The organism is Stenotrophomonas maltophilia (assembly GCF_900186865.1).
Taxonomy (GTDB): domain Bacteria; phylum Pseudomonadota; class Gammaproteobacteria; order Xanthomonadales; family Xanthomonadaceae; genus Stenotrophomonas; species Stenotrophomonas maltophilia.
Genome location: NZ_LT906480.1, coordinates 4,690,455 through 4,715,919, shown reverse-complemented (window position 1 = coordinate 4,715,919; position 25,465 = coordinate 4,690,455). Strand labels below are relative to the sequence as shown.

17 protein-coding genes and 1 pseudogene are annotated in these 25,465 nt (G+C 65.1%); 12 read left to right on the top strand and 6 right to left on the bottom strand.

What is annotated here, in order from left to right:
• Positions 1 to 56: 56 nt before the first annotated feature.
• The gene (locus CKW06_RS22205; RefSeq protein WP_005411507.1) at positions 57 to 608 is read left to right on the top strand and encodes an HdeD family acid-resistance protein; all 552 of its coding nucleotides are present in this window, start codon (positions 57 to 59) and stop codon (positions 606 to 608) included.
• Positions 605 to 1,075 (top strand): SecDF P1 head subdomain-containing protein, encoded by a 471-nt coding sequence (locus CKW06_RS22200; protein WP_024958687.1) that lies wholly within the window; start codon positions 605 to 607, stop codon positions 1,073 to 1,075. Before CKW06_RS22205 ends, CKW06_RS22200 begins: the two co-directional genes overlap by 4 nt.
• A 197-nt stretch (positions 1,076 to 1,272) precedes the next feature.
• Here the strand turns inward: CKW06_RS22200 and CKW06_RS22195 are convergent, their stop codons facing one another.
• From CKW06_RS22195 to CKW06_RS22170, 6 genes are all read right to left on the bottom strand, one after another.
• Positions 1,273 to 3,060, bottom strand: a complete 1,788-nt coding sequence (locus CKW06_RS22195; protein WP_024958686.1) for an MFS transporter — start codon at positions 3,058 to 3,060, stop codon at positions 1,273 to 1,275.
• A gap of 123 nt (positions 3,061 to 3,183) precedes the next feature.
• Positions 3,184 to 4,311, bottom strand: coding sequence for an N-acetylglucosamine-6-phosphate deacetylase (gene nagA / locus CKW06_RS22190; RefSeq protein WP_024958685.1), 1,128 nt, complete (start codon positions 4,309 to 4,311; stop codon positions 3,184 to 3,186).
• On the bottom strand, positions 4,308 to 5,084 hold the full coding sequence (locus CKW06_RS22185) for a DeoR family transcriptional regulator (protein ID WP_005414783.1): 777 nt from the start codon (positions 5,082 to 5,084) through the stop codon (positions 4,308 to 4,310). Before CKW06_RS22185 ends, nagA begins: the two co-directional genes overlap by 4 nt.
• Positions 5,085 to 5,117: 33 nt before the next feature.
• Positions 5,118 to 6,452 (bottom strand): D-tagatose-bisphosphate aldolase, class II, non-catalytic subunit, encoded by a 1,335-nt coding sequence (locus CKW06_RS22180; protein ID WP_024958684.1) that lies wholly within the window; start codon positions 6,450 to 6,452, stop codon positions 5,118 to 5,120.
• A 16-nt stretch (positions 6,453 to 6,468) separates the two neighbouring features.
• Positions 6,469 to 7,407 carry an ROK family protein gene (locus CKW06_RS22175; protein WP_024958683.1) on the bottom strand — a complete coding sequence of 313 codons (939 nt, stop codon included), beginning with the start codon at positions 7,405 to 7,407 and terminating at the stop codon, positions 6,469 to 6,471.
• Positions 7,400 to 8,554 (bottom strand): SIS domain-containing protein, encoded by a 1,155-nt coding sequence (locus CKW06_RS22170; RefSeq protein ID WP_005411499.1) that lies wholly within the window; start codon positions 8,552 to 8,554, stop codon positions 7,400 to 7,402. The genes CKW06_RS22175 and CKW06_RS22170 overlap by 8 nt, the downstream gene beginning before the upstream one ends.
• Positions 8,555 to 8,876: 322 nt before the next feature.
• On the opposite strand from CKW06_RS22170, the gene CKW06_RS22165 reads away from it, so the two are divergent.
• The 10 genes and pseudogenes from CKW06_RS22165 to CKW06_RS22130 all read left to right on the top strand — a co-directional run bounded on the left by CKW06_RS22165 (position 8,877) and on the right by CKW06_RS22130 (position 25,445).
• Positions 8,877 to 12,236 carry a TIM-barrel domain-containing protein gene (locus tag CKW06_RS22165; RefSeq protein ID WP_024958682.1) on the top strand — a complete coding sequence of 1,120 codons (3,360 nt, stop codon included), beginning with the start codon at positions 8,877 to 8,879 and terminating at the stop codon, positions 12,234 to 12,236.
• 133 nt (positions 12,237 to 12,369) lie between these two features.
• Positions 12,370 to 15,345 (top strand): TonB-dependent receptor, encoded by a 2,976-nt coding sequence (locus CKW06_RS22160; protein ID WP_005414779.1) that lies wholly within the window; start codon positions 12,370 to 12,372, stop codon positions 15,343 to 15,345.
• Positions 15,346 to 15,410: 65 nt separating this feature from the next.
• Positions 15,411 to 16,766 carry a Gfo/Idh/MocA family protein gene (locus CKW06_RS22155; protein WP_024958784.1) on the top strand — a complete coding sequence of 452 codons (1,356 nt, stop codon included), beginning with the start codon at positions 15,411 to 15,413 and terminating at the stop codon, positions 16,764 to 16,766.
• 313 nt (positions 16,767 to 17,079) lie between these two features.
• Positions 17,080 to 21,621, top strand: a complete 4,542-nt coding sequence (locus tag CKW06_RS22150; protein ID WP_095052071.1) for an RHS repeat-associated core domain-containing protein — start codon at positions 17,080 to 17,082, stop codon at positions 21,619 to 21,621.
• Positions 21,622 to 21,772: 151 nt separating this feature from the next.
• Positions 21,773 to 22,048, top strand: a complete 276-nt coding sequence (locus CKW06_RS23675) for a hypothetical protein (RefSeq protein WP_049418016.1) — start codon at positions 21,773 to 21,775, stop codon at positions 22,046 to 22,048.
• A 47-nt stretch (positions 22,049 to 22,095) separates the two neighbouring features.
• A pseudogene (locus tag CKW06_RS24055) lies at positions 22,096 to 22,922 on the top strand (RHS repeat-associated core domain-containing protein); the annotation flags it as partial.
• Positions 22,923 to 23,204: 282 nt separating this feature from the next.
• A complete protein-coding gene (locus CKW06_RS24050) occupies positions 23,205 to 23,375 on the top strand; it encodes a hypothetical protein (protein ID WP_154329644.1) in 171 nt (56 codons plus the stop codon).
• Positions 23,376 to 23,389: 14 nt separating this feature from the next.
• On the top strand, positions 23,390 to 23,752 hold the full coding sequence (locus CKW06_RS22140) for a hypothetical protein (protein WP_231910835.1): 363 nt from the start codon (positions 23,390 to 23,392) through the stop codon (positions 23,750 to 23,752).
• A gap of 749 nt (positions 23,753 to 24,501) precedes the next feature.
• A complete protein-coding gene (locus CKW06_RS22135; RefSeq protein WP_224481903.1) occupies positions 24,502 to 24,999 on the top strand; it encodes a hypothetical protein in 498 nt (165 codons plus the stop codon).
• A complete protein-coding gene (locus tag CKW06_RS22130; RefSeq protein ID WP_024958001.1) occupies positions 24,996 to 25,445 on the top strand; it encodes a hypothetical protein in 450 nt (149 codons plus the stop codon). The genes CKW06_RS22135 and CKW06_RS22130 overlap by 4 nt, the downstream gene beginning before the upstream one ends.
• Positions 25,446 to 25,465 lie beyond the last annotated feature (20 nt).

Below are 25,465 nucleotides of genomic sequence, written 5' to 3'. Positions count from 1 at the left end.
CCCCTCTTCATCACAACGGGCTACGATGAACCCGATTCCGGATCGATGGAGTAGCCATGAATTCCCCCTTGTCTCCCCTGTTGTCGGCAATCGGCCGTAGCTGGTGGATCCTCCTGCTGTATGGCCTGGTCGCTCTCGGCTTCGGCATCATCGCCATCGGCTGGCCACTGTCCGCAGCCATGGCACTGGCCTGGACGCTGGGCGTGATGGCCATCATCGAGGGTGTCATCAGCTTGTTCGCCCTGATCAGTGGCGGTAGCGGCGCTTCGCGCGGCTGGCTTGCGCTGTATGTCATTGCTTCGTTGGGCTTCGGCATCCTGGCGGTGATCAATCCGCTGGCAACGGCCAGCGTGCTGGTGCTGTTCCTGGCGGCGTGGCTGCTGGTGGCCGGCATCTATCGCATCGTGTTCGCGATCCGCGTGCGCAAGCAGATCCAGGGCGAATGGTTGCTGATCCTCAGCGGCGTGCTGGCCGTGGTGCTGGGCCTGTTGTTTGCGGCCAACCCGTATGCCGGCGTGGCGGTCACCACGCTGTGGATCGGTATCGGCAGCCTGCTGTACGGCCTGCTGCAGGTGCTGGTGGCATTCAAGCTGCGGAAGCTGAAGTGAGAACGGCGCTTCCGATGTTGGTGGGCGTGGCCTTGACCCTGGCCGGCTGCATGCCGGGCGCCACGCCCGCAGTGCAGACAGTCGAGCGCCATGCACCGCGCCCCGGTGTGGATGTGCGCCTGAGCGCGGTCGATGCGGATGGCAAGGGCACGCAAGCGCAGTGGCAGGGCGAGACCCTGGCGCTGCGCGAGCCGCCGATTGCCGACAGTGCAGATATCGCCGATGTGCGCTATGTGCTGGACGCGGGCCAGGAGCCCGGCCTGCAGATCCGGTATCGGCCAGAAGCACGCCAACGCATCCACGATGGCACGGCAGCACTGGTGGGCCAGCGAGCAGCGATCAGTGTGGATGGCCGCGTGCTGATGGTGGCGACGGTGAAAGGCCCGTTCGGTGAATCGATGATGCTGAGCGGGCTGCCGAGCATTGCCGAGGCACAGGAGATTGCCAGGCACATCACCGGGAAATGATGGGAGGCGGTAGAGTCGACTGTTAGTCGACTCACGCGCGTAGCGCGGCGTTCCTGGTGTTGGAGCGAAGAGCAGTCGACCAACAGTCGACTCTACCCGATCTGCGTGCCACACCCATCGGCGTGCCGTAGCGTCATCGGCGTGCCATACCCCGTTGGCATGTCATGGGGTATGGCCGACGCTAGGTGCAGGCGCTGTCAGCCCCGCTTTCCCGCGAACCGTGCCTCGATCTCCTCCAGCGACTTGCCCTTGGTCTCCGGCAGCCAGAACGCGGCTACCAGGAAGAACACGAAGGTGCACGCCGCCCAGAACACGAACATGCTGGCGTAGCCGTAGTGGCCCACCGTGGGCAGGAAGATGGCGGCGATGGTGGTGGACACGAACTGGTTGATCAGCAGCGCGATGCTCATGCCATTGGAACGGATGCGGTTCGGCATCAGCTCCGACAGTGCCAGCCACACGCACACGCCGGGGCCGACCGCGAAGAACGCGACGAACACCAGGATGCAGGCGGCCACGGCCCAGCCGTGTGCCGGTGGCGGCACCGGGCCGATGCGCGCCTGTTCGATGCGCAGCGGCGCCTGCGCGGCACTGGCCGGGTCGGCGAACGGGTTCAGATGCAGCTTGCGGAAGAACGCACCAATCACACTGTCGGGCTGCACGGTGCCGGCGCGCTCGATGCGCAGCTCGCGATCGGTCAGGTTGTCGCTGCGCAGGGCGCGCACGTTGGTAAAGTCACCATACGCGTACGACACGGTCAGCTGCATCGGTCGGCCCTGGCTGTCGATGCCATTGCTCAGGCGCTGCCACTGCGCGTCATCCAGAACCAGTTGCAGGCCATCGCCGCTGACCGCCGCCTGCAGCTGCGGTTGCACATCGGCGCGGCCACGCTCGGCCTGGAAGAACAGCGCGGCCGCGGCCAGCAGGGCCACGCAGATGCCACCACTGCCGAGCATCAGCAGGAACTTGCGGCCCTTGCGGTCGACCAGCAGCAACGCGACCACGGTCATCACCGCATTGAGCAGCTTGATCGCCACGTCGGCGCCGTTGGCCACTGAACCGGACAGGCCGGCCTGGTTGAGGATGTTGACCGCGTAGGCCAGCACCGAATTGATGCCGGTAGCCTGGGTGCAGGCCAGCACCACGCAGGCGAGCAGGAACGGCACCACGTAGCGGCGGCTGAGCAGTGGATCGCGCTTGCCGTCGCTGCTGCTCGATTCCGGCGCCTGGATCTGGGCCAGCGTGGGCTCGACATCTGCGGCGGGCAGGACGCGCTGGAGGCTGCGGCGGGCTTCATCGATGCGGCCGCGGCGTACCAGCCAGCGTGGCGATTCGGACAGCCAGAAGATGCCGGCGCAGAACAGCAGGCCTGGCGCCAGGCAGGTCCAGAAGATGGTGCGCCAGGCGTGGTCCTTCACCGTGAACAGTTCCTGCGCCTGCTGCGCGACCGGCAGCGAACGCACGGCTTCGGCGGCGGCATCCACGGCGTGAGCGTGGTACAGGCCGATCAGGGCTGCCAGCACCAGGCCAACGGTCAGCAGCAGCTGGAACATCGCCGCACCGCGCCCACGTCGCTCGGGGCTGAGCACTTCGGCCAGGTACAGTGGAATCACTACGCCGATCAAACCGCCACTGATGCCCTGCAGCAGGCGTCCCAGCAGCAGCGGCGTGTAGCCGGAGGCCAGTGCCATGATCGGAATCGAGGCAGTGAACAGCAGGCCGGCCAGCAGCATCGCGCCGCGGCGGCCGATCAGGTCGGCAACCATGCCGGCGAACAGCGAGGACAGCACGCTGCCCAGCAGCACCGCTGCCACCACGAAGCCGAGCTGCTGGCTGCTGAGCTGCCAGGCGTGGCTGGCAGTTGCTTCGAGATAGGGCAGGGCGCCGGCGATGATGCCGATGTCGATGCCGTACAGCAGGCCACCCAGGCCGCCGATGAAGAGCAGGTAGCGTACGGGCCAGCGCGGAGCGGTGCGTGCAGTCATCGGCATATCCCAGAAGGTGTTTCGGTGCGGATTGCTTTCTGTAGAGTCGAGCCATGCTCGACTGACCGCGCATGGCGCGGCAGAGCAGTCGAGCATGGCTCGACTCTACAAAGGCGCGGTGCGTCAGGCTGGTGTTGCGTTCAAATCCGCCACGCGCCCACCCACCACCACCTGCTGCAGGCGCAGTTCGGCGTCCAGCACCACCAGGTCGGCGCGGGCGTCGGGCGCGATGCGGCCGCGATCGCCCAGGCCCAGGTAGTCGGCCGGGAAGGTGGAGACACGTTGCGAGGCATCGGCCAGCTCCAGGCCCACCTGCACCAGGTTGCGCAGCGCCTGGTCCATGGTCAGCGCGCTGCCGGCCAGTGAACCGGTAGCCAGGCGCACGCAGCCGCCGCACTTGTGCACGCGCTGCTCGCCCAGCGCGTACTCGCCGTCGGGCATGCCGGTGGCGGCAGTCGCGTCGGTCACTGCGTACAGGCGCGGGATCGCGCGCGCGGCCAGGCGGATCACGCCGGGATGGATGTGCTGCAGGTCGGGAATGATCTCGGCGTACTGCGCATGCGCGAGTGCTGCCGCCGCGATGCCCGGGCGATAGTGATCGACGCCGGTCATGCCGTTGAACAGATGGGTGAAGCCGGAGGCACCGGCCTGCAGCGCAGCAACACCTTCTTCGTAGGTACCGGCGCTGTGGCCGAGCTGCACGCGGATGCCCATTGCCGAAAGCGCGGGAATCAGCGCGGTGTGCTCGCCGATCTCCGGCGCCAGCGTCATCACCCGGATCGGCGCCAGCGCGTGCAGCTGCTGTACCAGCGCCAGCGTCGCCTCGATGGTGCGGTTGGGCTGCGCGCCCAGCCGCTGCGGGCTGATGAACGGCCCTTCCAGATGTACGCCGACGATGCTGGCGGCGTCTGCATCGGGTGCGGCCATGGTGGCGGCCACGCCGTGCAGCGCGTGCTCGATCTCATCCAGGCCGGCGGTCATGGTGGTCGCCAGCAGCGTGGTGGTACCGAAGCGCAGATGGGTGCGGGCGATGGTGCGCGCCACGTCGCCGCCCTGCATCAGGTCCACCCCTGCAGCGCCGTGCACATGCAGGTCGATGAAGCCGGGCAGGATCACCGGCAGCTGCAGATCGTCAGCGCCGCTGTGGTCGTCCACCTGCAGCTGGCGCACGTGGGAATCGAAGTGGACGTGGCCACGCCGCCAACCCAGCGGGGTGAGGATGCGGCCATGCAGGGAACGGGTGTCGCTCATGCGGTGGGCTCGGCGATGATCACCTCGATGCCCAGCCGCTGCAGTCCCTCGCGGGTTGCGTCGTCGATGCCGGCATCGGTGATGATGGTGTGGATCTGATCCAGCAGGGCGATGCGGTGCAGGCTGACGCGCCCGAACTTGGAGGCGTCGGTCAGCACCACGATACGGCGTGCACGCTCGACCATGCGATGGTTGAGGCGGGCTTCGGCTTCGTCATGGGTGGTCAACCCGAACTGCAGGTCCAGGCCATCCACGCCCAGGAACAGCGTGTCGAAGCTGTAGGAGTTGAGGCTGGCTTCGGCCTGGCTGCCCTGCAGCGACAGCGACTGCTGGCGCAGCAGGCCGCCGGTCAGCAGCACGTTGATGCCGGCCGCGTTGGCCAGTTCCCAGGCGATGTTCAGCCCGTTGGTCATCACCGTCACGTCGCGCTGCGTGCGCAGGTGGCGGGCCAGGGTCATCGTGGTCGAGCCGGAGTCGATGATGATGTTGTCACCAGGCCGTACCAGGCGCGCGGCACACGCGCCGATCGATTCCTTCAGCGGCAGGTTCAGTGCGTCCTTTTCGTGGATGTCCTGTTCCTGCGGCGGCGTGCGCACCAGCGTGGCGCCACCGTGGGTACGGTTGGCCAGGCCCTGCGATTCGAAATGGGTCAGGTCGGCACGGATGGTCACCGCCGACACGCCGAAGCGCTCGACCAGATCGGCCACCTGCACCGAGCCGTGCTCGATCAGCAGCTGCAGGATCTGTTGCCGGCGGGAGCGGGTGTTGCGCATGGCCATTCTCGGTGTCGCGGGGAAAGGTAGAGATTAGCCGTTCGCAGCAACGGCGGCAGCCGAACCTGCGTGGTGAGTGCGGGTTCCGGCCTGGTTGGCGCTGCAGGCACGGGCGTACTCACCCAGGCACAGGCCGATACGGTGCTGCACCAGTGCGGTGGGGGTGTTGGCCAGGGTGCCTTCGCGCACGGCGCGGTACTGTTCCGGCAGGTACTGGCTGAGCAGCACCAGCGGCGGCGCGTGCTGTTCCAGGTTGGCGAACAGGGTCTGCACCGCCTGTACCAGCGCCGGCTCGCCCCAGTAGTAGCGGCAGCGGTCGCTGAAGGAGTAACTGCGCAGCAGGCGCAGCGCTGCCTCATCGCCCTGGTAGTAGGACTGCCAGTACTTCGGCTGCGCCACCATCACCTCGTCCAGTACCTGCGGCAGGCGCGAGCATTGTGCGGCCGGCAGCAGTTCGGCCTCGATCGCGGCCAGCGCGAACAGCGCTTCGCGGTAGGCGAAGGTCGCCGCCGGGCCGACCTTGAGGATGGCGAAGTGGTCGCGCACCAGCGCGTGCAGGCCGCTTTCGCGCTGGTAGTCGGTGGAGTGCGCCTCGAACACGATGCGTGGCTGCTGTTCCAGGAAGTCGGCCAGCGTGCTGGCGGCGGCCGGGTCGTACTCGTGCACGCTGCTGTGGTCGAAGTCGACGCCAGGCTGCACCACCATCGCGATCACGCGCTGCCACGCATCACGCAGCTGCGGCGTGTCGAACGCCTGCTGGTGGATGGCCAGGGTCTGCGCGGCGGCGGCCGGCGTGGTCACCTGCAGGCCCTCGGCAAGCGAGGCTTCTCCACCGGGAATCGGCACCTCGGTACCGATCACGTAGACCGGCGGCGGCAGGCCGTGTTCGGCGGCGGTGCGTTCGGCGATCTCGGCCAGCTCGGCCGAGCGTGCGGCAACGATGGCATCGGGCAGCGGCACCGGGTCATCGGCGCAGGACATGCTGCAGTCGAGATGGATCTTGTGGAAACCGGCGGCGACGTAGGCTTCGATCAGCACGCGCGCGTGGGTCATCGCTTCGGCGGCCGGGCGCTTCTGCCAGGCATTCGGGCCGAGGTGGTCACCGCCCAGGATCAGCCGCTCGCGCGGGAAGCCTTCCTCATCGGCCAGCGTGCCGACGTAATCGCGGTACTGCGGCGGGGTCATGCCGGTGTAGCCGCCGAACTGGTCGACCTGGTTGGAGGTCGCCTCGATCAGCAGCACGGTGCCATGCGCCAGCGCCACGCGCATGGCCGCGCGCAGCACCTGCTCGTTGCTGCAGCAGACGCTGTACAGGCCGACGTTGGCACCGGCGCGGTGGGAGGCAAGCAGGGTCTGCAACGGGGACATGGTCAGGCTCCGGACATCAGGAAAACGAGGGTTGGCAGGCGAGCAGGGCGGCACCACGTGCGCCACCGGCATCGCCGAAGCGCGGCGGCACGATCGGCGGTACCTGCACGCCGTTGAACAGATGGGCAGCGATGGCCGACGGCAGCTGCTGGTACAGCGGCGCGTACTGCGAGAGACCACCGCCGAGCACGATCACGTGCGGGTCCAGCGCCAGCACCAGCGCGGCCAGGCTGTGGCCAAGCAGATCGCGGTGGATGTCCAACGCCTTGCGCGCACGTGCATCGCCGGCTTCGGCCAGGGCGATCACGGCGCTGGCGTCGGCGGCGCTGCCACCGAGGTGCCGCTCGATCATCGCCACACCGCTGCCGGACACATAGCGCTCCACGCAGCCCTGCAGGCCGCAGCCGCAGTCCAGCAGCGGCAGGCCGTGGCGCTGCAGCAGGTGGCCGGGCACGCTCCAGTGGCCCCATTCGCCGGCCAGGCCGTTGAAGCCGGACAGCAGCCGGCCGTGCAGGCAGAAGCCGCCGCCGGCACCAGTGCCGAGGATGGCGCCGAACATGCTGGGGTAGCCGTCAGCCGCGCCGCCGTGCGCTTCAGACAGGGCAAAGCACTGCAGATCGTTGCCGAAGTGGAGCGGGCGCTGCAGGCGTGCCTGCAGATCCTGCGCCACGCATTGGCCGGTCAGTGCAGGCACGTTCGCGCTGAGCTGGCGGCCGCTGCGGCGGTCACGCACGCCGGGCAGGGCGATGCCGATGGCCGCATCGCTGCGGCCGAGGGCGGCGTCCGCCTCGGCCACCAGCGCCACCACCGCCTGCAGGAAGCCGTCGTAGTCACCCTGTGGGGTGGCCACGCGGCGGCGCCAGGTGACCTGCATCGCCGCATCGCACGCCACCAGCTCGATCTTGGTGCCGCCGATGTCGATGCCGTAGCAGGCGTGGGCGATCAGCTCAGCCATGGTGGATGGTGACGCCCTTGACGACGCGGTTGACGGTGCCATCCGGGAACGGGTTGTCCGGGGTCAGGCCAAGCGCGGCCGAGCGCTGCAGCGCGAACAGCTGCGCGAAGCCCAGCCACACCGGCGCCAGCCACGGGTCGTCCAGTGCCGGCACGGTGAGGGTGTATTCGTCATCGGCGCCGATGTCCGAATGCGGGCCGATCGCCAGCACCTGGCCGGCCACGCCGTCGCGGCGCAGTTCTTCCAGCAGGTCCTGTTCGTAGCGGCGCGCCAGCGGCTGCACGCTGCGCAGCACCACCACCAGGGTGTTGCCATCCAGCGTCGACTTCGGCCCATGACGGAAGCCCAGCGGGGTGTTGGCCAGCGCCAGCACGCGGCCGGCGGTCAGTTCCAGCACCTTCAGCGCGCACTCGCGTGCCAGCGCTTCCAGCGGGCCGCTGCCGAGGTAGATGATGCGGTTGAACGGGCGCTGCGCCAGCGCCGCCACCGGTGCGTCCCACTGCGCCTGGCCTTCGCGGGCCAGCGCGGCGATCTGCTTCAGGCGCGCCACGCGCGCATCCCACGGCGAACGATCGAACACGGTCAGCGCGGCCAACAGCATGCAGGTCAGGCTGCTGGTCATGGCGAAGGCGCGGTCGCAGCTGGCCGACGGCATCAGCAGGGTGCAGGTATCGGCACGGCCGGCCCCACGGCGGGCCAGTTCGCCATCGGCGTTGCAGGTGATGTCGAGGAAGCGCGCGTCATCCACGTCGCTGCGCACGCGGTCAACCGCCGCCACGCTTTCCGGGCTGGAACCGCTGCGGCCGAACGAGACCAGCAGGGTCGGGCGGTCGCGCTGCAGGTACAGCGCCGGGTGGGTCAGCAGGCTGGTGGTGTGCACCACGCGCACATCGGCTGGCCACTGCGCGTTGATCGCGTCGGCCACCATTTCGGCGATGAAGCCGGAGCTGCCGGCGCCGGTGAACAGCACGCGCTGGTTGGGATCGTTGAGGCTGTCGCCGAGGAAGGCCTGCAGGCGGTCGCGGGCACGCGACAGGTCCTGTGCGAGGGCTTCCCACAGCGCAGGCTGCTGGGCGATTTCGGTAGCGGTATCGGCTCCGCCAAGGCGCTGCCAGGCGGACACATCGGAAAGCAGGGTGACGTCCATTCGCAGGTTCCAGTTGGGCCAGCGCACCATCTGTGTTTTCTTTCGAAATGTCAAATAGCGAAAGTAAAAAGAAAGAAAATGTGACGCCGACTTCGCTCTGCCCAGAGCACGTGGGAAAACGCAAGAATCCGCCGGATGCCGTATCGCACAATGCTTAACAGGCGTGTGCAAGCGATTACACAAAGTATTGCGGCGCACCAACTTTCGTTTCAATGGAATATATCTTCCTTTTTCTTTTCAATTTGTTGACATCTTTCGAATCGCTGCCCTAGAGTCGGCCCAATCGCTTTCGAAACGCCCGGTGAACGGGTTGGGAGTCCGCGTGGAAAACTGCGTTCGTCGCTCGCCGCTGATGCTGGCCCTGTTGCCGGCATTGATGCTGGCGTCCATGCCGGCCCAGGCCGAGCCGGTCGGCAACCTGCGTTCGGTTGCCGCCAGCGCCAGCGGCGACGGCGTGCAGGGCTGGGACCTGCAGACCGACAAGGGCGCGCGCATCCGCATCGAACTGCCGGCCACCGACATCATCCGCGTGCAGGCCGGCCGCAACGGCACGCTGACCGGTGCCGGCGACAAGGCCGCACCGATCGTGCTGCCGCAGCCCAAGGCGAACGTGAAGGCGCAGCTGGAAGAAGACGCACAGGAAATCCGCGTGCGCACCGATGCACTGGTCCTGCATGTACAGCGGCAGCCGCTGCGCATGCGCCTGGAACGCCTGGACAACGGCCAGCCCACCGCGCTGTGGCAGGAACTGCAGCCGCTGGACCTGGATGCCACGCAGAGCGTGCAGGTGCTGTCCTCGCAGGCCGATGAGGGCTACTTCGGTGGCGGCCAGCAGAACGGCCGTTACCAGTTCAAGGGCCGCGAGCTGGACGTGTCCTACTCCGGCGGCTGGGAAGAGGGCGACCGCCCCAGCCCTGCACCGATGCTGCTGAGCAGCCGTGGCTGGGGCATGCTGCGCAACACCTGGAGCGATGGCAGCTACGATCTGCGCGAGGCCGACCAGGCCACGCTGCTGCACCGCGAAGACCGCTTCGATGCCTATTACTTCGTCGGCGCCGACCTGCCGAAACTGATCGAGCGCTACACCCAGCTGACCGGCCGCCCGAACATGGTCGCGCGCTGGGCGCTGTCCTACGGCGATGCCGATTGCTACAACGACGGTGACAATGCCAAGAAGCCCGGCACCGTGCCCGAAGGCTGGAGTGACGGCCCGACCGGCACCACGCCGGATGTGATCGACTCGGTGGCCAAGCAGTACCGCGCCCACGACATGCCCGGTGGCTGGATCCTGCCCAACGATGGCTACGGCTGCGGTTACAAGAAGCTGCCGGAAACCGTGCAGGGCTTGGCCAAGTACGGCTTCCGCACCGGTCTGTGGACCGAGAACGGCGTCGACAAGATCGCCTGGGAAGTGGGCAAGGCCGGCAGCCGCGTGCAGAAGCTGGACGTGGCCTGGACCGGCAAGGGCTACCAGTTCGCGATGGACGCCAACCGTCAGGCGTTCAACGGCATCCTCGACAATTCCGATTCGCGCCCGTTCCTGTGGACGGTGATGGGCTGGGCCGGCATCCAGCGCTACGCCGTAGCGTGGACCGGCGACCAGAGCAGCAGCTGGGATTACATCCGCTGGCACGTGCCAACCCTGGTCGGTTCGGGCCTGTCCGGCATGGCCTACGCCAGTGGCGATGTGGATGCGATCTTCGGCGGCAGCGCCGAAACCTTCACCCGCGACCTGCAGTGGAAAGCCTTCACCCCGGTGCTGATGGGCATGAGCGGCTGGTCGTCGAACGCACGCAAGCACCCGTGGTGGTACGACGAGCCCTATCGCAGCATCAACCGCGATTACCTGAAGTTGAAGATGCGCCTGACCCCGTACATGTACGGGCTGGTGCACGAGGCTGCGCAGACCGGTGCACCGCCGGTGCGCGGCCTGATGTGGGACAACCCGCGCGACCCGCATGCGCAGGATGAAACCTACAAGTACCAGTTCCTGCTTGGCCGCGACCTGCTGGTGGCGCCGGTGTACCGCAGCCAGGCCGCCAGCCGTGGCTGGCGCCGCGACATCCACCTGCCGGCCGGCGGCTGGATCGACTACTGGGATGGCCGCCGCGTGCAGGCCGGCGCCGACGGCCGCCAGCTCGACCGCCAGGTGGACCTGGCCACGTTGCCGGTGTTCGTGCGTGCCGGTGCGATCCTGCCGATGTACCCGTCGATGCTGTTCGACGGCGAGAAGCCGCTGGATGAAGTGACGTTCGACCTGTACCCGCAGGGCGAGTCGCAGTACACGCTGTATGAAGACGATGGCAACACGCGCCGCTACCAGCAGGGTGAGTCGAGCACGCAGGTAATCCGCGTGCAGGCGCCGGCGCAGGGCAGTGGCCCGGTGCAGGTGCAGATCGATCCGGTGCAGGGCCAGTACAACGGCCAGCTGGCGCAGCGTCGTTATGGCCTGCGCGTGCTCAGCCTCCAGGCGCCGCGTGCGGTGCAGGCCGGTGGCCGCGCGTTGCCGGCGCTGGCCGATGCGGCGGCGTTCAACGGTGCGGCTGAGGGCTGGTACTTCGATGCCAAGGAGCGCCGTGGCACGCTGCACGTGCGTACCGCTACCCAGGACATCCGCCAGCCGCTGCAACTGCAGCTGGACTTCGCGGTGGTCGCTGCGGCCGCCGACGATGCCTATCCGGCTGCGCCGGTGCTGGGCCGCGAACTGCCGGCCGACAGCCTGCTGGTGGTCAACCGCCCGGCCGAAGAGCCTGGCCATGCGCTGGAAAATGCCTTCGACGACGATCCGGCCACCTGGTTCCGCAGTGTGCGCAACCAGGCCGTGCGCACCGGTGCGCATGAGTGGGTGATCGGCTTCGGCGAGCGCAGGATGATCGACGGCATCGACATCGCGCCGCGCAACGACAAGAACTGGAAGCACGGCCAGGTGCGCGACTACGAGGTGTACCTGGGCGACAGCAATGGCGAGTGGGGCGAGCCGATCGCACGTGGCCGCCTGCAGTTGAAGGAGGGCGTGCAGCGCATCGCGTTCCCGGCCCATGCCGGGCGCCTGCTGCGCTTCCGCGTGCTGAGCGTGCAGAACCCCGAAGGCGACGGCGCCAGCAGCACCGACCCGATGGTCACCGCCGCACAGGGCAGCGCCCGCGCATTCGATGCACTGCAGCCACGCGACGTCGGCCCGATCGCCTTGTCTACCTTCCACATCCTCGAACACCAGGAACCGGAGCGACCGGCCCGGCAGCGCTATCTCTCCGAGCTACCGGTGCCGGCCGCGCTGGCCAGCCAGGTGCGCACCGACCAGTCCTTCCGTGGCGACGCCGGCATGCGCATGAACGGCCTGCAGTTCCGCCGTGGCCTGGGCGTCGGCGCCAACAGCCGCATCGACCTGCGCCTGCAGGGCGGCTGGCACCTGCTGCGTGCCGACCTCGGCATCGACGACGCCTGCCGCACCGCCGGTGGCCTGCAGTTCCAGGTCTGGGGTGACAACCGCCTGTTGTATGACAGCGGCCTGGTGAAGGCACCCGGCGTGGTCAAGCCGGAGCTGGACATCCGAGGCCTTTCCACCCTGAGCCTGCGCACGCTGGGTGCGCAGGGCAGTCAACCCGCCCAGGTCTGCGCCAACTGGGCCAATGCCGTACTGATCGGCCAGGAGGGCGACTCCGCCAGCATCGTCGCCCCATGACCCCCTCGTAACACCGCTCCTCCCCCCGCCCATTCCGACTACGGCCCTCGTGGCCGTGGCCCGGGAGCGTTTTGCCCGCCGAACGCCCACGCGCTCACTTATTGCGCTGCACCCCTGCCAGGAGAGAACCCCGATGTTGCCCGCCCGCCACCACCGCCCCCCCTGTCGTTCGATCGCTCCGCTGTCGCTGGCCATCGCCGGCGTGCTGCTGTCGGTCGCCGTTCCTGCCTTCGCCCAGGAGAGCAAGGACAAGGCCACCGACCTGGCCCGCATCGAGGTCACCGGCTCCAACATCCGCCGCACCGACGTGGAAACCGCCTCGCCGGTGCAGGTGATCAGCAAGCAGGACATCCAGAACATGGGTGCGCGCACGCTGCTGCAGGTGCTCGACAACCTGCCGGCCGCCCGCCCGGCGCAGCAGGACGCGCGTTCGCTGTTCACCGGTTCCGATGGTGCCTCGCAGGCCAATCTGCGTGGCCTCGGTGCCCAGGGCACGCTGGTGCTGCTGAACGGTCGCCGCCTGTCGTACTACGGTGCACCGGCCGGCTTCCAGACCCAGTTCGTCAACATCGATGCGATTCCGGCCGCGGCCATCGAGCGCATGGAAGTGCTGACCGACGGCGCCTCGGCGGTGTACGGCACCGACGCGGTGGCCGGCGTGATCAACGTGATCACCAAGCGCAACTTCCAGGGGGCCGAGGTCAGCTTCACCAACGACACCTCTTCGCGCATCGACTCCTACGGCGAACGCCAGGCCAGCATCACCGCCGGCTTCGGTGACCTGGCCGAGAACCGCTTCAACATCTACGGCGCGGTGAACATGTACCGCCGCGACGCGATCCCGCTGAGCGATTTCTACGACAAGCGGCCCGACCAGTACTACGTCAACAATCCGAACTACCTCAACAACCTGCGCCTGGGCGTGGGCAGCAAGCCGGGTGAATTCAATCCGGGCACTTACTTCGCCTTCGATCCGGTCACCGGCCGCCGCGTGCAGGAAGCTGCACCGGGTTGCAGGAACGTGCTGACCAGTGAAGCGGCCGGTCCGCGTTGCGTCTGGGAAACCTGGATGAACAACGAGATCGACGCCGGTGCCAAGTCCGAGCGCAACACCGCCTACCTCAACGGCACCTTCCTGGTCGGTGACAGCACCGAGATCTTCGCCGAGGCGACCTACACCGACATCGACCTGCGCGCCAACGGCGGCACGCCGCGCACCTACGGCACCACCACCGGCAACCCGACCAGCTGGTTCTCGCGCAATACCGGCAACACCGTCAACCAGTTCCTGTACCCGTTCCTGGGCCCGAACAACGAGTACAACCACGCCAGCCCGCAGATGAAGGCGATGATGGGCGGTGTGGTCGGCCTGAATTACCTGCTGCAGGATGCCGGCCCGAACTATTTCGGCCAGCGCAATACCGACAAGAGCTACCGCGTGCTGGCCGGTGCGCGTGGCAACCGGGGCGACTGGAACTGGGAAACCGCGTTCGCCAGCGCCGGCACCCACTCCACCACCTACCAGACGATCAACGTCAACACCAAGGGCTTCGAGAAGGCCTTCGGCCCGTACACGATCGATCCGGGCACCGGCCGAGTGATCATCTCCGACCATCCGGCGTACAAGTTCGGCGAGATCAGCGAAGCCAACGCCGCGCTGATCCGTGAAGCGTTCCCGACCTTCGACATCCAGTCGTGGACCCGCCTGCACACCCTCGACGGCAAGATCGAAGGCCCGCTGTTCCAGCTGCCGGCCGGTGAGATGCGTGCGGCATTCGGCTTCAACGCCAGCCGCGAAACCTTCTACACTCCTGGCAACGCCGACGCCGCCAACGGTCTGATCACCCAGCAGGGCGGTTCCTGGTTCGACGGCAAGCGCAACACCTACGCGCTGTTCGCCGAAACCGTGGCGCCGATCACCGACAAGCTGGAACTGGATGCGGCGGTGCGCGTGGACAAGTACCCGAACTTCAGTGCCAACGTGGCACCGAAGATCGGCTTCAAGTACCAGGCGTTCGACCAGCTGATGCTGCGCGGTACCTACTCCACCGGCTTCCGTGCACCGAGCCTGGCCGAGTCCGGCAATGGCGGCGTGTTCGCCCAGCTGGGCGGCTTCCGCGACGAGCTGCGCTGCAACGAGACCAACGCCATCGCCAACCTGTTGCTGAAGTCGCAGCGGCCGGGTGATGTCGACCTGGGCAAGAACATGCTGAATGTCGACTGCAGCCGCACCGTTGCGCGCATGACCCAGCCGAACAAGGACCTGAAGCCGGAGAAGGCGAAGATCGCCACCCTCGGCTTCGTCTACGAGCCGGCGAGCTGGCTGTCGGTGTCGGCCGACTACTGGTTCATCTACCGCAACAACGAAATCGTCGCGCCGGACTATCGCCGCATGGAAGACATCATCTCGATGTCGCGCTCGCCGATCACCGACAGCGACCGCGCCAACCTGGCGCAGCTGGCGGCCATGTGTGCCGACCCGGCCAGTGGCGTGAGCTGCCCGTCGGTGCTGCCGGGCTATTCGGCCGGCAACGTGGCCAGCGTGGTGGGCCAGTACAAGAATCGGGGCAAGACCCTGATCGACGGCTTCGACATCGATGCGCGCAGCCGCTTCTCGCTGGGCGACTGGGGCAACCTGAACATCGGCCTGGCCGCCACCATCGCCAACCGCAACCGCTTCTACATGGATGCGGAGAACGGCTGGTACTACGGCGACGTGGTCGGCTACTACAACAACCCGCGCCTGCGTGCCACGCTCAATGCCGACTGGACCTACAAGCAGGTGACCACCAGCATGTTCGTCAACTACGTGGGCGGCACCAAGTGGGCCACCGACCAGGTTGATGAGGTGAGCAACAACAAGGAAACCTGCACCGGCGGCTACCTGGCCCTGCAGAAGAGCAAGTGCGATGGTGCGCCGTCGTGGTGGACTGCCAACATGAGCGTCACCTGGCGCCCGGATGACGCGTGGAACCTGAGCTTCACCGTCAAGAACCTGTTCAACCGCCTGCCGTTCTACGATCCGAACAGCTTCCTGGGTGACTCCAGTGACTACGCCACCATCTTCGGTCGTGGTTACAGTGTGACCATCGGCTACCGTTTCAAGTAATTCCGTTTGCGTGACCCGGCGGGCCGGCTACGGCCGGCTCGCTGCCAAGAGGAGAGATGTTTGCCATGAAGCGTAGGGAATTCATCGCGGCCAGTGCCGCTGTCGCCGCCAGCAGCCTGCTGCCGCAGACCCCGGCGTGGGCACGCGGGCGCAAAGTGCGCCTGGCCATGATCGGTACCGGCATGCGTGGCCTTGTGCTGCTGAAGGAGCTGGTGCGCCGCGACGACGTCGAAGTGGTTGCCGTCTGCGATATCGAGCCGATCATGCTCGGACGCGCCGTGGAGATGGTGACCAAGGCCGGCAAGCCCGCGCCGAAGACCTACGGCCAGGACCGCGATACCAACGCCTGGAAGCGCCTGCTGGAACAGAAGGGCATCGATGGCGTGATCATCGCCACGCCATGGGAGTACCACGCACCGATGGCGATCGCCGCCATGCAGGCCGGCGTGGCCGTGGGCTGCGAAGTGGTGGCCGGCATCACCCTGCAGGACCACTGGGACGTGCTGAAGACCCAGCTGAGCACCGGTACCCCTTACATGCTGTTGGAGAACGTCTGCTACCGCCGCGACGTGATGGCCGCGCTGCAGATGGTGCGCCAGGGCCTGTTCGGCGAGCTGGTGCACCTGCAGGCCGGCTACCAGCATGACCTGCGCGGGGTGAAGTTCAATTGCGGCGACCCGAACCAGCCCTACGACAGCGGCGTGGAGTTCGGCCCCAAGGGTTGGAGCGAAGCCCGCTGGCGCACCGAGCATTCTGTGCAGCGCAACGGCGAGCTGTACCCCAGCCACGGCATCGGCCCGTGCGCGATGTACACCGGCATCAACCGTGGCAACCGCTTCACCCATATCAATGCCTTCGCGACCAAGGCGCGTGGCCTGCACGAGTACACCGTTGCCAAGAGTGGTGGCACCACCCACCCCAGCACCAAGGTGAAGTTCAAGCTGGGCGACATCGTCACCACCACGCTGGCCTGCGAGAACGGTGAGACCATCCTGCTGCAGCACGACACTTCGCTGCCGCGCCCGTACTCGATGGGCTTCCGCGTGCAGGGCACCAAGGGCCTGTGGATGGACGTGAACCATTCGATCCACATCGAAGGCCGCAGCCCGCCGCACCAGTGGGAAGAGTTCAAGAAGTACCAGGACGAGTACGAGCATCCGCTGTGGAAACAGAATGCCGACACCGCCGCGAGTGCAGGGCATGGTGGTATGGACTGGTTCGTCATCCATGCTTTTGTTGAAGCGCTGAAGGCCAAGGCGCCGATGCCGATCGACATCTACGACGCAGTGACCTGGAGCGCGATCACCCCGCTGAGCGAGCAGTCGATCGCCAACAGCTTCCAGACGCTGGAGTTCCCGGACTTCACCGCTGGCGCGTGGAAGCAGCGCAAGCCGATCTTTGCGTTTGATGGGAAGTACTGAGATTTACCCCTTCCATGCGGTGACGGAAACGCCGGGCGATGCCCGGCGTTTCTGTTTCTGGGGCATTCGCCTTGTAGAGCCGAGCCCACGCTTGGCTGCATTTCCGACACGCCCCCCCCCGCATCAGAAAGTTCTGAAATTCGACTCATTCCACAGTTTTTGACTTGGATGTGTAAACCACATCGGAGATAACGTCCCCATGCGGCCACGCCGCATTCCGGACCAGGGACGATCCGAAGCATGACGTGAAGAGGCTGCTGCCCCACGTTCTCGTTCCCGCCGGCGCTGTGTCCGTCCAGGAAGGAGAACAGGGATGTTGAAGGCAAACTCTGGCACTTCGCTCATCAGTCTGGCGCTGTTCGTGCTGGCGTGCTCGACGTCCAGCGTGCAGGCGCAGGAGATCGAGAAGAAATGGGAAAGCTACTTCTCGATGGGAGAGCCCCGTTCCACAGAGGCGGCTGTCCAGAAAGACATACGGGCCTTCTTCGCCGAGTATGAGGTCGATAAGCCTTTCGTTTGGGAGGTCAAGCGCCAGAGGGCCCTTCCTAACAAGACGATCTATGACTATCGCGTCAAGCCCGAGAAGATCGTCACCACGGATTGGGTGTATGAGAAGAACCATCAGAAGTACGCCACGGAGGATGCCGTCCGCAGCATGTTCCTGTCGAAGAATGCGAGCGATCCGCGGTGCGCTGCCACCGTCATGACTGAGGAAGCCTGGGAGGAGGTTGGCGGGCTTGGAGTGGGAGATGACGGCAGCGTCATCAACGAAACCAAGCGCTATAAATTCGTCAAGAACAGCTATTATGAGGGGACCAAGGCCTGCTCGGAGCTGGTCTTTCGGGAATACGCCGATCGGAGTAGAACCGCAAAATGCATGAATCGCCCCATGATGATGTGGGACGATAACCTGGGCATGTGCGCCTTGGCCCAGCAGGACGAGCCAAACATGGCAATGCTGCTGGCGTACTGGACTTCTCCTCTGCCGCCGCAGGAGTGCAAAGTCGGTAATCCGTGCGACCCCACCACCGGCGACAAGTCTCAGCCGGAAGCGGACCTTGATCTCGGGTGGGTCCGCTTCGATCGCCAGTATCATTCCTTGACCGGCACCAGCGGCGGAGCCATGGGCCAAGGATGGACGCACTCCCACAACATTGGCCTGACGCTCGGCGTTGACGACACGGACTTTCCACCGAGTTCGGAAGTCCAGGTGGGTTTGATTGACGCTGAGGGTGGCCAGCTCGCCTTCAAGAAGGTGGGAGCGGTGTATGAGGCAATGGATGGCAGTGGGGACCGCGTGGCTCAACAGGGGAGCCTATGGTTGTTGTCGCGGGCTCAGGAGCGCATTCAGTTCGATGCCGGCGGCCTGATGCAGCGCCGCGATTTCGAAGACGGAACCTCGCTAACCTATGCACACGACAGCCGTGGCCGCCTGCTCAGCATCACCCATTCAACCGGCCGGCGCGTGGACGTCCAGTATCTCGCGCCGGGTGACGATTCGCTGATCTCGGCCCTGGTGATCGCCGGCCAGCCCGTGGTGAGCTACGCCTATTCCCCGGCCGGGGAATTGATCAGTGCGACCTACGCAGACGGTGCCAGCCGCACGTATCACTATGAGGACGCCCGCTTCCCGGGCTACCTGACCGGCATTACCGCCGAGGGCAACCAGCGCTACAGCTGGTACGGCTACGACGCCAAGGGGCGGGTCACCTGCAGCCGTCATTCCGGCGATTGCAGTCAGGCCGACGTGGGCGTTGACGGCGTGCGCCTGGAGTACACGTCGGCAGGTACCACCATCGTCACCGATGCATTGGGCAAGCAGAGTACCTACGCATTGACCGCCAGCGGCGCCAGTGGCCTTCCGCGCAAGGTCAACGGCGTCACCGAGAGCAACGGCAGCATCAGTCGCACCTATCTGCCCGAGGGCACTGATTTCCGGCGCCGGCTGCAGTCGGTGACCGATCGCCGAGGCGTTGTCACCCAGTATGCCTATTCCGAGGCCAGCGATGCTGCCACAGGCGCCATCAGCGTGACCACCACCACCGAAGCGGCCGGTACTCCGGACCAGCGCGTCAGCGAAATGCGCGTGGCCATGGACAGCAATCGGTTGGTGCAGCAGACCGTCGGTAACCGTGAGATCCGCATCGTGCGCAATGCACGCCTCCAGCCGACCACCATCGCCGTGCGCGACATGGTGACCGGTGACACCCGCGTCACCACGCAGACCTACTGTGAGGCAGAGGGCCCGGAGTGCCCGCTGATGGGACTGCTGCGTAGCGTGGATGGCCCGCGTAGTGATATGGCGGATGTCTCCACCTATGCCTACTACACCGCGGATGACGCGGGATGCGCGGCCAATGGTGCCTGCAGCTATCGCAAGGGCGACCTGCGCAGCGTGACCAATGCGCTGGGCCAGACGGTCGAGACCTTGGCCTACGACGCGTTCGGGCGGCCGTTGTCGGTCAAGGACGCCAACGGCGTGGTGACTGATTACACCTACCATCCCCGCGGCTGGCCGACCTCGATCACCGTGCGCGGTGCCACCACAGCCGAGGACCGGGCTACCCAGATCAGCTACTGGCCGACCGGCCAAGTGCAGCAGGTCACCGAGCCCGACGGCAGCAGCGTCACCTACGTCTACGACGCCGCGCAGCGGCTGACGGACATCGCCGACAGCGCTGGCAACACCATCCACTACACGCTGGACAATGCCGGCAATCGCCTCAAGGAAGACACGCTCGATGCAGGCGGGACGCTGCGCCGTACCCTGGCACGGACGTTCAACACGCTCGGCCAGCTGACCGCACTGAAGGACGCGAGCAATCACGCCACCGGCTTTGCCTACGATGCCAACGGCAACCCGCAGACCGTGACCGACGCCCTGCAGCGCGTGACCAGCCAGCAGTACGATCCGCTCAACCGACTGGCGCAGACCCTGCAGGATGTCGGCGGCGTGGCGGCGGAGATCCGCAGCCAGTACAACGCGCTGGACCAGGTCACCCAGGTCACCGACCCGAAAGGCCTGCATACGACCTATGCCTACAACGGGTTCGGTGACCTGACTGGGCAGGTCAGCCCGGACAGTGGCGCCAGCAGCTTCACCGTGGACGCCGCCGGCAACCGCGAGACGGCCACCGATGCGCGCGGCGTCACCGCCACCTATCACTACGATGCGCTCAACCGCCTGATCGGCATCGCCTATCCGGACCCCAATCTGGACGTGGGCTACAGCTATGACGTGGCGCCGGCCGCCTGTGCCGCCGACGAGCGCTTCGCCAAGGGCCGCCTGGGGCAGGTGCTGCACGCCAATGGCAGCACCCAGTACTGCCATGACCGTTTCGGCCAGGTCACCCGCAAGGTGCAGACCGTCAATGGTGTGGCCACCACCCTGCGCTATGCCTACAGCAAGTCGGGTCGCTTGACCGCGTTGACCTACCCCGACGGCAGCGTGGCCGACTACGTGCGCGATACCCAGGGCCGCATCAGCCAGATCGGCCTCACCCGCCCCGGCCAGGCGCGCCAGATCGTGGTGAACAACGTGACCTATGCGGCCTTCGGCCCGGCGACCGGCTGGACCTACGGCAACGGCCGCCAGCTGCAGCGTCCGTTGGATCTGGATTACCGCCCGCAGGCGGTACATGACTCGGCCGCAGGTGGCCTGTCGCTGGGCTATGGCTACGACCCGGTCGGTTCGATCACCGAGCTGAAGAACGGCGCAGGTCCGACGGTGCTGGCCAAGTACGCCTACGACACGCTGGGCCGCCTGACCCAGACCCAAGACGGCGCGACCGGCACGCCGATTGAAACCTATGCGTATGACGCCACCGGCAATCGCACCGCGCTGACCACCTCGGCAGGCACCGCCAGCTACACCTACCCCGCAACCAGCCATCGCCTGAGTGCGGTGGATGGCGAAGCGCGCAACCATGATGCAGCGGGCAACACCACCAGCATCGGCAGCAAGACCTTCACCTACAGCGATGCCAACCGCCTGAACGCGGTGAAGCAGGGCGATGCCGTGCTGGAAAGCTACGGTTACAACCATCGCGGCGAGCGCGTGCTGCGTACTCCAGCCGGTGGCGCAGCTCAGATCACGCTGTACGATGAGGCCGGGCAGTGGCTGGGCAACTACTCGGCCACGGGGCAGGCGCAACAGCAGGCCATCTGGCTGGATAACTACCCGGTGGCGCTGATCAACGTGCCGGCTACCGGCGTGCCGGAACTGGCCTACGTGCAGCCGGATCATCTGGGCACACCGCGCGTGGTGATTGATCCGGTGAGTGATGTCGCGATCTGGGAGTGGAACAACAGGAGCGAGGTGTTCGGCAACCAGATTCCGAGTGCCGATCCCGATGGCGATGGTGTGGCGTTCGAGCTGGCGTTGCGCTTCCCCGGCCAGCAGGCGACGGATTCGAGTGGGTTGTTCTACAACTACCAGCGCGAGTACGACCCGGCGGTGGGGCGGTATTCGCAGAGTGATCCAATTGGGTTGGATGGGGGAATCTCAACCTTCAGTTACGCGGATCTCACTCCACAGGCTAAGGCGGACCCGCTCGGATTGGCGACATGGACTGGAACCATGACGTTTGCGGGCACTGGCGTAGGGATTGTAGGTGGTGTGGGTGGTGCAAGACTGACCCTTACGTCCGAATGTCTCAATGGCCGTCAGGCGTCCGTCGAACTCGGCTTTGCTGGGGTTGGCGTCGGCACTGGATCTCCCATCTCCGTCACCGTCTCTAATGTCACTCTCACTGGAGGCAACCTGATGTATGTCGATCCAAGCGAATTGCTCGGAGCTTCTTCCATTCTTTCGTTGGGAGCAGCGGCCGGTGGGGGGGCTCTCTGTCAACCCTGAGGATTGGCGATGTATCTTCATTTGGAATTGGGGGGCAGGGGGGGTGGGATGCCTCGGCGAGCTACCTGATTGGGCGAAGCAGATTAATGGGGAATGGAGTTACCTGGAGCGACTGCGAATGTCATTAGAATCAGTTTTTGAAGCCCTTTGCATGCTCGCTATCGCAACGTTGTTGATAGCTTTCGTTTCGCGAATTTTTCTGGTTTGGGAGTTAAGGAGAAATTCCCCTGAACTGTGGGACACCCTTGGCAGACCTGCGATCCTGGAGCGAGATCATTTCTTAACCAAGTATCCGATCTGCGGATGGAAGCGGGTTCATAACGGCGCATCAGGAGTGCGCAAGTTGTTCCTCTTGGTGTTCTGGTTCTCGTTCCTTGTGTATCTCATATCGCTGATTCCCCTGATCGTGATCTGGATTATGCGCTGATCCTCTTCCGTTGGTCTGAAGCCATTGCGCTATGCTCTGTCCCGCGGGCCAATTACGATTGCGACACGCTGGGCCGCCTGACCCAGACCCAGGACGGCGCGACTGGCACGCCGATCGAAACCTACGCGTATGACGCCACCGGTAATCGCGCTTCGCTGACCACGTCGGCAGGCACCGCCAGCTACACCTATCCCGCAAGCAGCCATCGCCTGACTGCGGTGGATGGCGAAGCGCGCAACCATGATGCAGCGGGCAACACCACCAGCATCGGCAGCAAGGCGTTCACCTACAGCGATGCCAACCGCATGAACGCGGTGAAGCAGGGCGATGCCGTGCTGGAAAGCTACGGTTACAACCATCGCGGCGAGCGCGTGCTGCGGACCCCTGCCGGTGGTGCGGCTCAGATCACCCTGGATGACGAGGCGGGGCAATGGCTGGGCAACTACTCGGCCACGGGCCAGGCGCAGTTGCAGGCCATCTGGTTGGACAACTATCCGGTGGCGCTGATCAATGTGCCGAGTACCGGCGTGCCGGAACTTGCCTACGTCCAACCAGATCATCTGGGCACGCCGCGCGTGGTGATCGATCCGGTACGGGACGTCGCGATCTGGGAGTGGAGCAACAAGAGTGAGGTGTTCGGTAACCAGATTCCGAGTGCTGATCCGGATGGCGATGGTGTGGCGTTCGAGCTGGCGCTGCGATTTCCGGGCCAGCAGGCCACGGATGCGAGTGGGTTGTTCTACAACTACCAGCGGGAGTATGACCCGGCAGCGGGCGCTATTCGCAGAGTGATCCGATGGGATTCGACGGGGGGGTATCTACCTTCTCCTATGTATCAGCTGATCCAGTGGAGGCGGTTGATCCGCTCGGACTGCTGGCCAATTGCACTTGCGTGGACGGTGGAGTTCATATCGACATCCCTATTCGCTTCAGTGCTGAGGGAGCTACTCCTGAGACTTTGAGTAAAATGATAAATGCAATTGAATCGACCTGGTCTGCGCCCGGATTTACAGTGACTGTTAGCCAGCCGGAGAAAGGTCGGTTAAACCGTGTTGAGGTTCCGCTGGGGAGGGGGGCGACCGCAACTGGAGGCAGTGTCGGTAAATGGTATGCAGGAAACACTGAGTGGACGGCTGCGCACGAAGCAGGGCATTTGATGAAATTCAAGTACGATGGTCGTTTTGATATGTACGATGTGGTGTCGCAGGCGCCATCTCGTTCTACCAAGCCCGTTCCGGGGTGGGAGGGAAACATCATGGCAGAGCATCTTGGCGTTCCAGACGATAGGGTTCGGGACGCTATCAAGAAGCGGTTGGGGTGCAAATGATGGTGAGTCTACGCGTGGCTGCGCTCCTTCTTCCATTGCTCGGAGGCTGTGGCACTAGCCAGATCAAACACATTGAATGGAACTCAGATTGGGTGGATGTTTCATCGGATGAGATCATTCCTGGGAACTCGACGACACTTCGAAGTGACCGCTTGGCCACCTTGAATCCGCGGAGCGAAAAATCGATTGCTCAGTGGATGCTCGATCAGAACTTGAGCATCATCCAAGCATCGGATGCTGCTGAGAAATTCGCGCCACTACAGTTGAATGGGTTAGTGCCGGCAGAGGGGGAGACTGTTTATCTCGTCAGAGCGGCCTCGGGTGCAGGAGGCGGGAGTTTTGTCGGCTACATAAATGACAATGGAATTCTCATCTAGTACGGGGTAATGGGAAGTTGTGGGGAGCAAGTGTATCGAGTGGTTGCTGTGAGCCTGAGTAAGAGGCCTGCCAAGGTCTTCGGAGGGTGCTCAGGAGCGCTTTGAAGATTCTTATGTGTGTGGGTCTGAGGTGGGAATAGGGAAGTGGGAATTTCATTTGCGAGCGCTCTGTAGGTGTGTTTGCGGGCGGGGGCATAGATTGCAGCTGTTGAGCGGCTTGGCGACACCGTGGTCTTCATTGAGGCCTCTGTCGGCGCAGAAGATTGCACTTCTAGTAGAGGGCGCTTGGGAAGGCCGGTTGATTCCTGTCAAATCATGATTCTTGAGCAGAGTTTCCCGGGACGACCGAGCTATCGATCACAGGCGTAACAGTAGACCGCTAGGCCAGATGGGGACGGGCTGTTCTTTTTCATGCGAATCCATGGTGGGTGCGGAGCGATTGGCCGTTGTGGCGCATTGATCGATTGAGGGCATCACCCCACGTCGCACGCACCGCTTGGCTTGAGCTGGGGCAGGTTTCGGGGCAGGTAGGCCGGCAGGGAGCTGACGCAGGGATGGATTACAGGACGGATCACCATCGGGCCAACGCAATGGGCTCTACCGTGCGTGCAGCTCGATGAACATCATGGATCCTGTACTCAGCGAACTGCTTTCCCGGTTCGGTGTCGACAGTGACTCGGGCAGGCAGGTACTCTCGAGCGCTGCGCGATGGGCTGCGTGAGTAGGCCGCCAAGCAGGAGGCAAGGTGCATGAGCTCCCGCGCTCCTCCACAACAGAACGCGATCGGCCTGCACGCCTCGGAGAGGTACAAGATGAAAGCGAGGCAGATTCTTCGGTACGGGCTGGCCTACGCGGTGTCGTGTGGAGCACTCTGGCTGTTCCTGCACTTTGTGGGCAGGGCGCTTTACGCCTTCGACTCACATCAGGTTTTCTTCTGGCTGTATGCCGTCAGCCTTCTGTTGCTGGGAATGGGCGCACGGGTTCCCGCCGCTGGCCGCCTGACGTTCAGGCGGCTTGCCAAGGGGGCTGGCTTGGGGCTGCTCGCGGGCCTTCTGGCCCAGGTCGTGGTACTTGTACTGGAAGCCTACAGATTCAGCGGATTCAGGCCATCGCTGCTCTGGCAGGTACCGGTTTCGCTGACGGTGATCAGCGTCGTGCTGCTCACGCCGCTCTGGGGCGTAGTGCTGGTTGCCCTCACCGCCGCATTCCGCCGCGACAACCACCCACATCAGGCCTCGAACCCATGAAGCGCCTGACTGCCTTTTGCCTCGCGGCCGCACTGACATCCTGTGCGGCGTATCCGAACCGCACGACGAAGTGTCAGCCGGTCCAATTCACTTACATCGGCACCGAGAGCATCGACGGGCTGACCTATGGGCGCTTCCAGGTCAGCCACAACGCTGGTCAGCCGCTTCAGCTGTGGGTGGATGAGAGACGCAGGTTGAACTCAAGGACCGCTCGCGCAGAGATGAGGTGCACAGGCGAAGATGCCTGGCGGCCTTACAACGTGATCCTTGAGGAAATCACACCGGGAGCGATCGGGGTGTCGATCGGGCAGGATGAACAGCAGAGCGTTCTGTTCGATGGTGATGGCCTGTTCCTGCCCGGCGCATCCAGCGCGGGCGCGAATTACTCCATCGTGGTACAGGACGCTGCCGGTTGCGAACATCGCTCGGCAACGTTCATTCCCTGACATTCCTGGCGGCGAGCCGG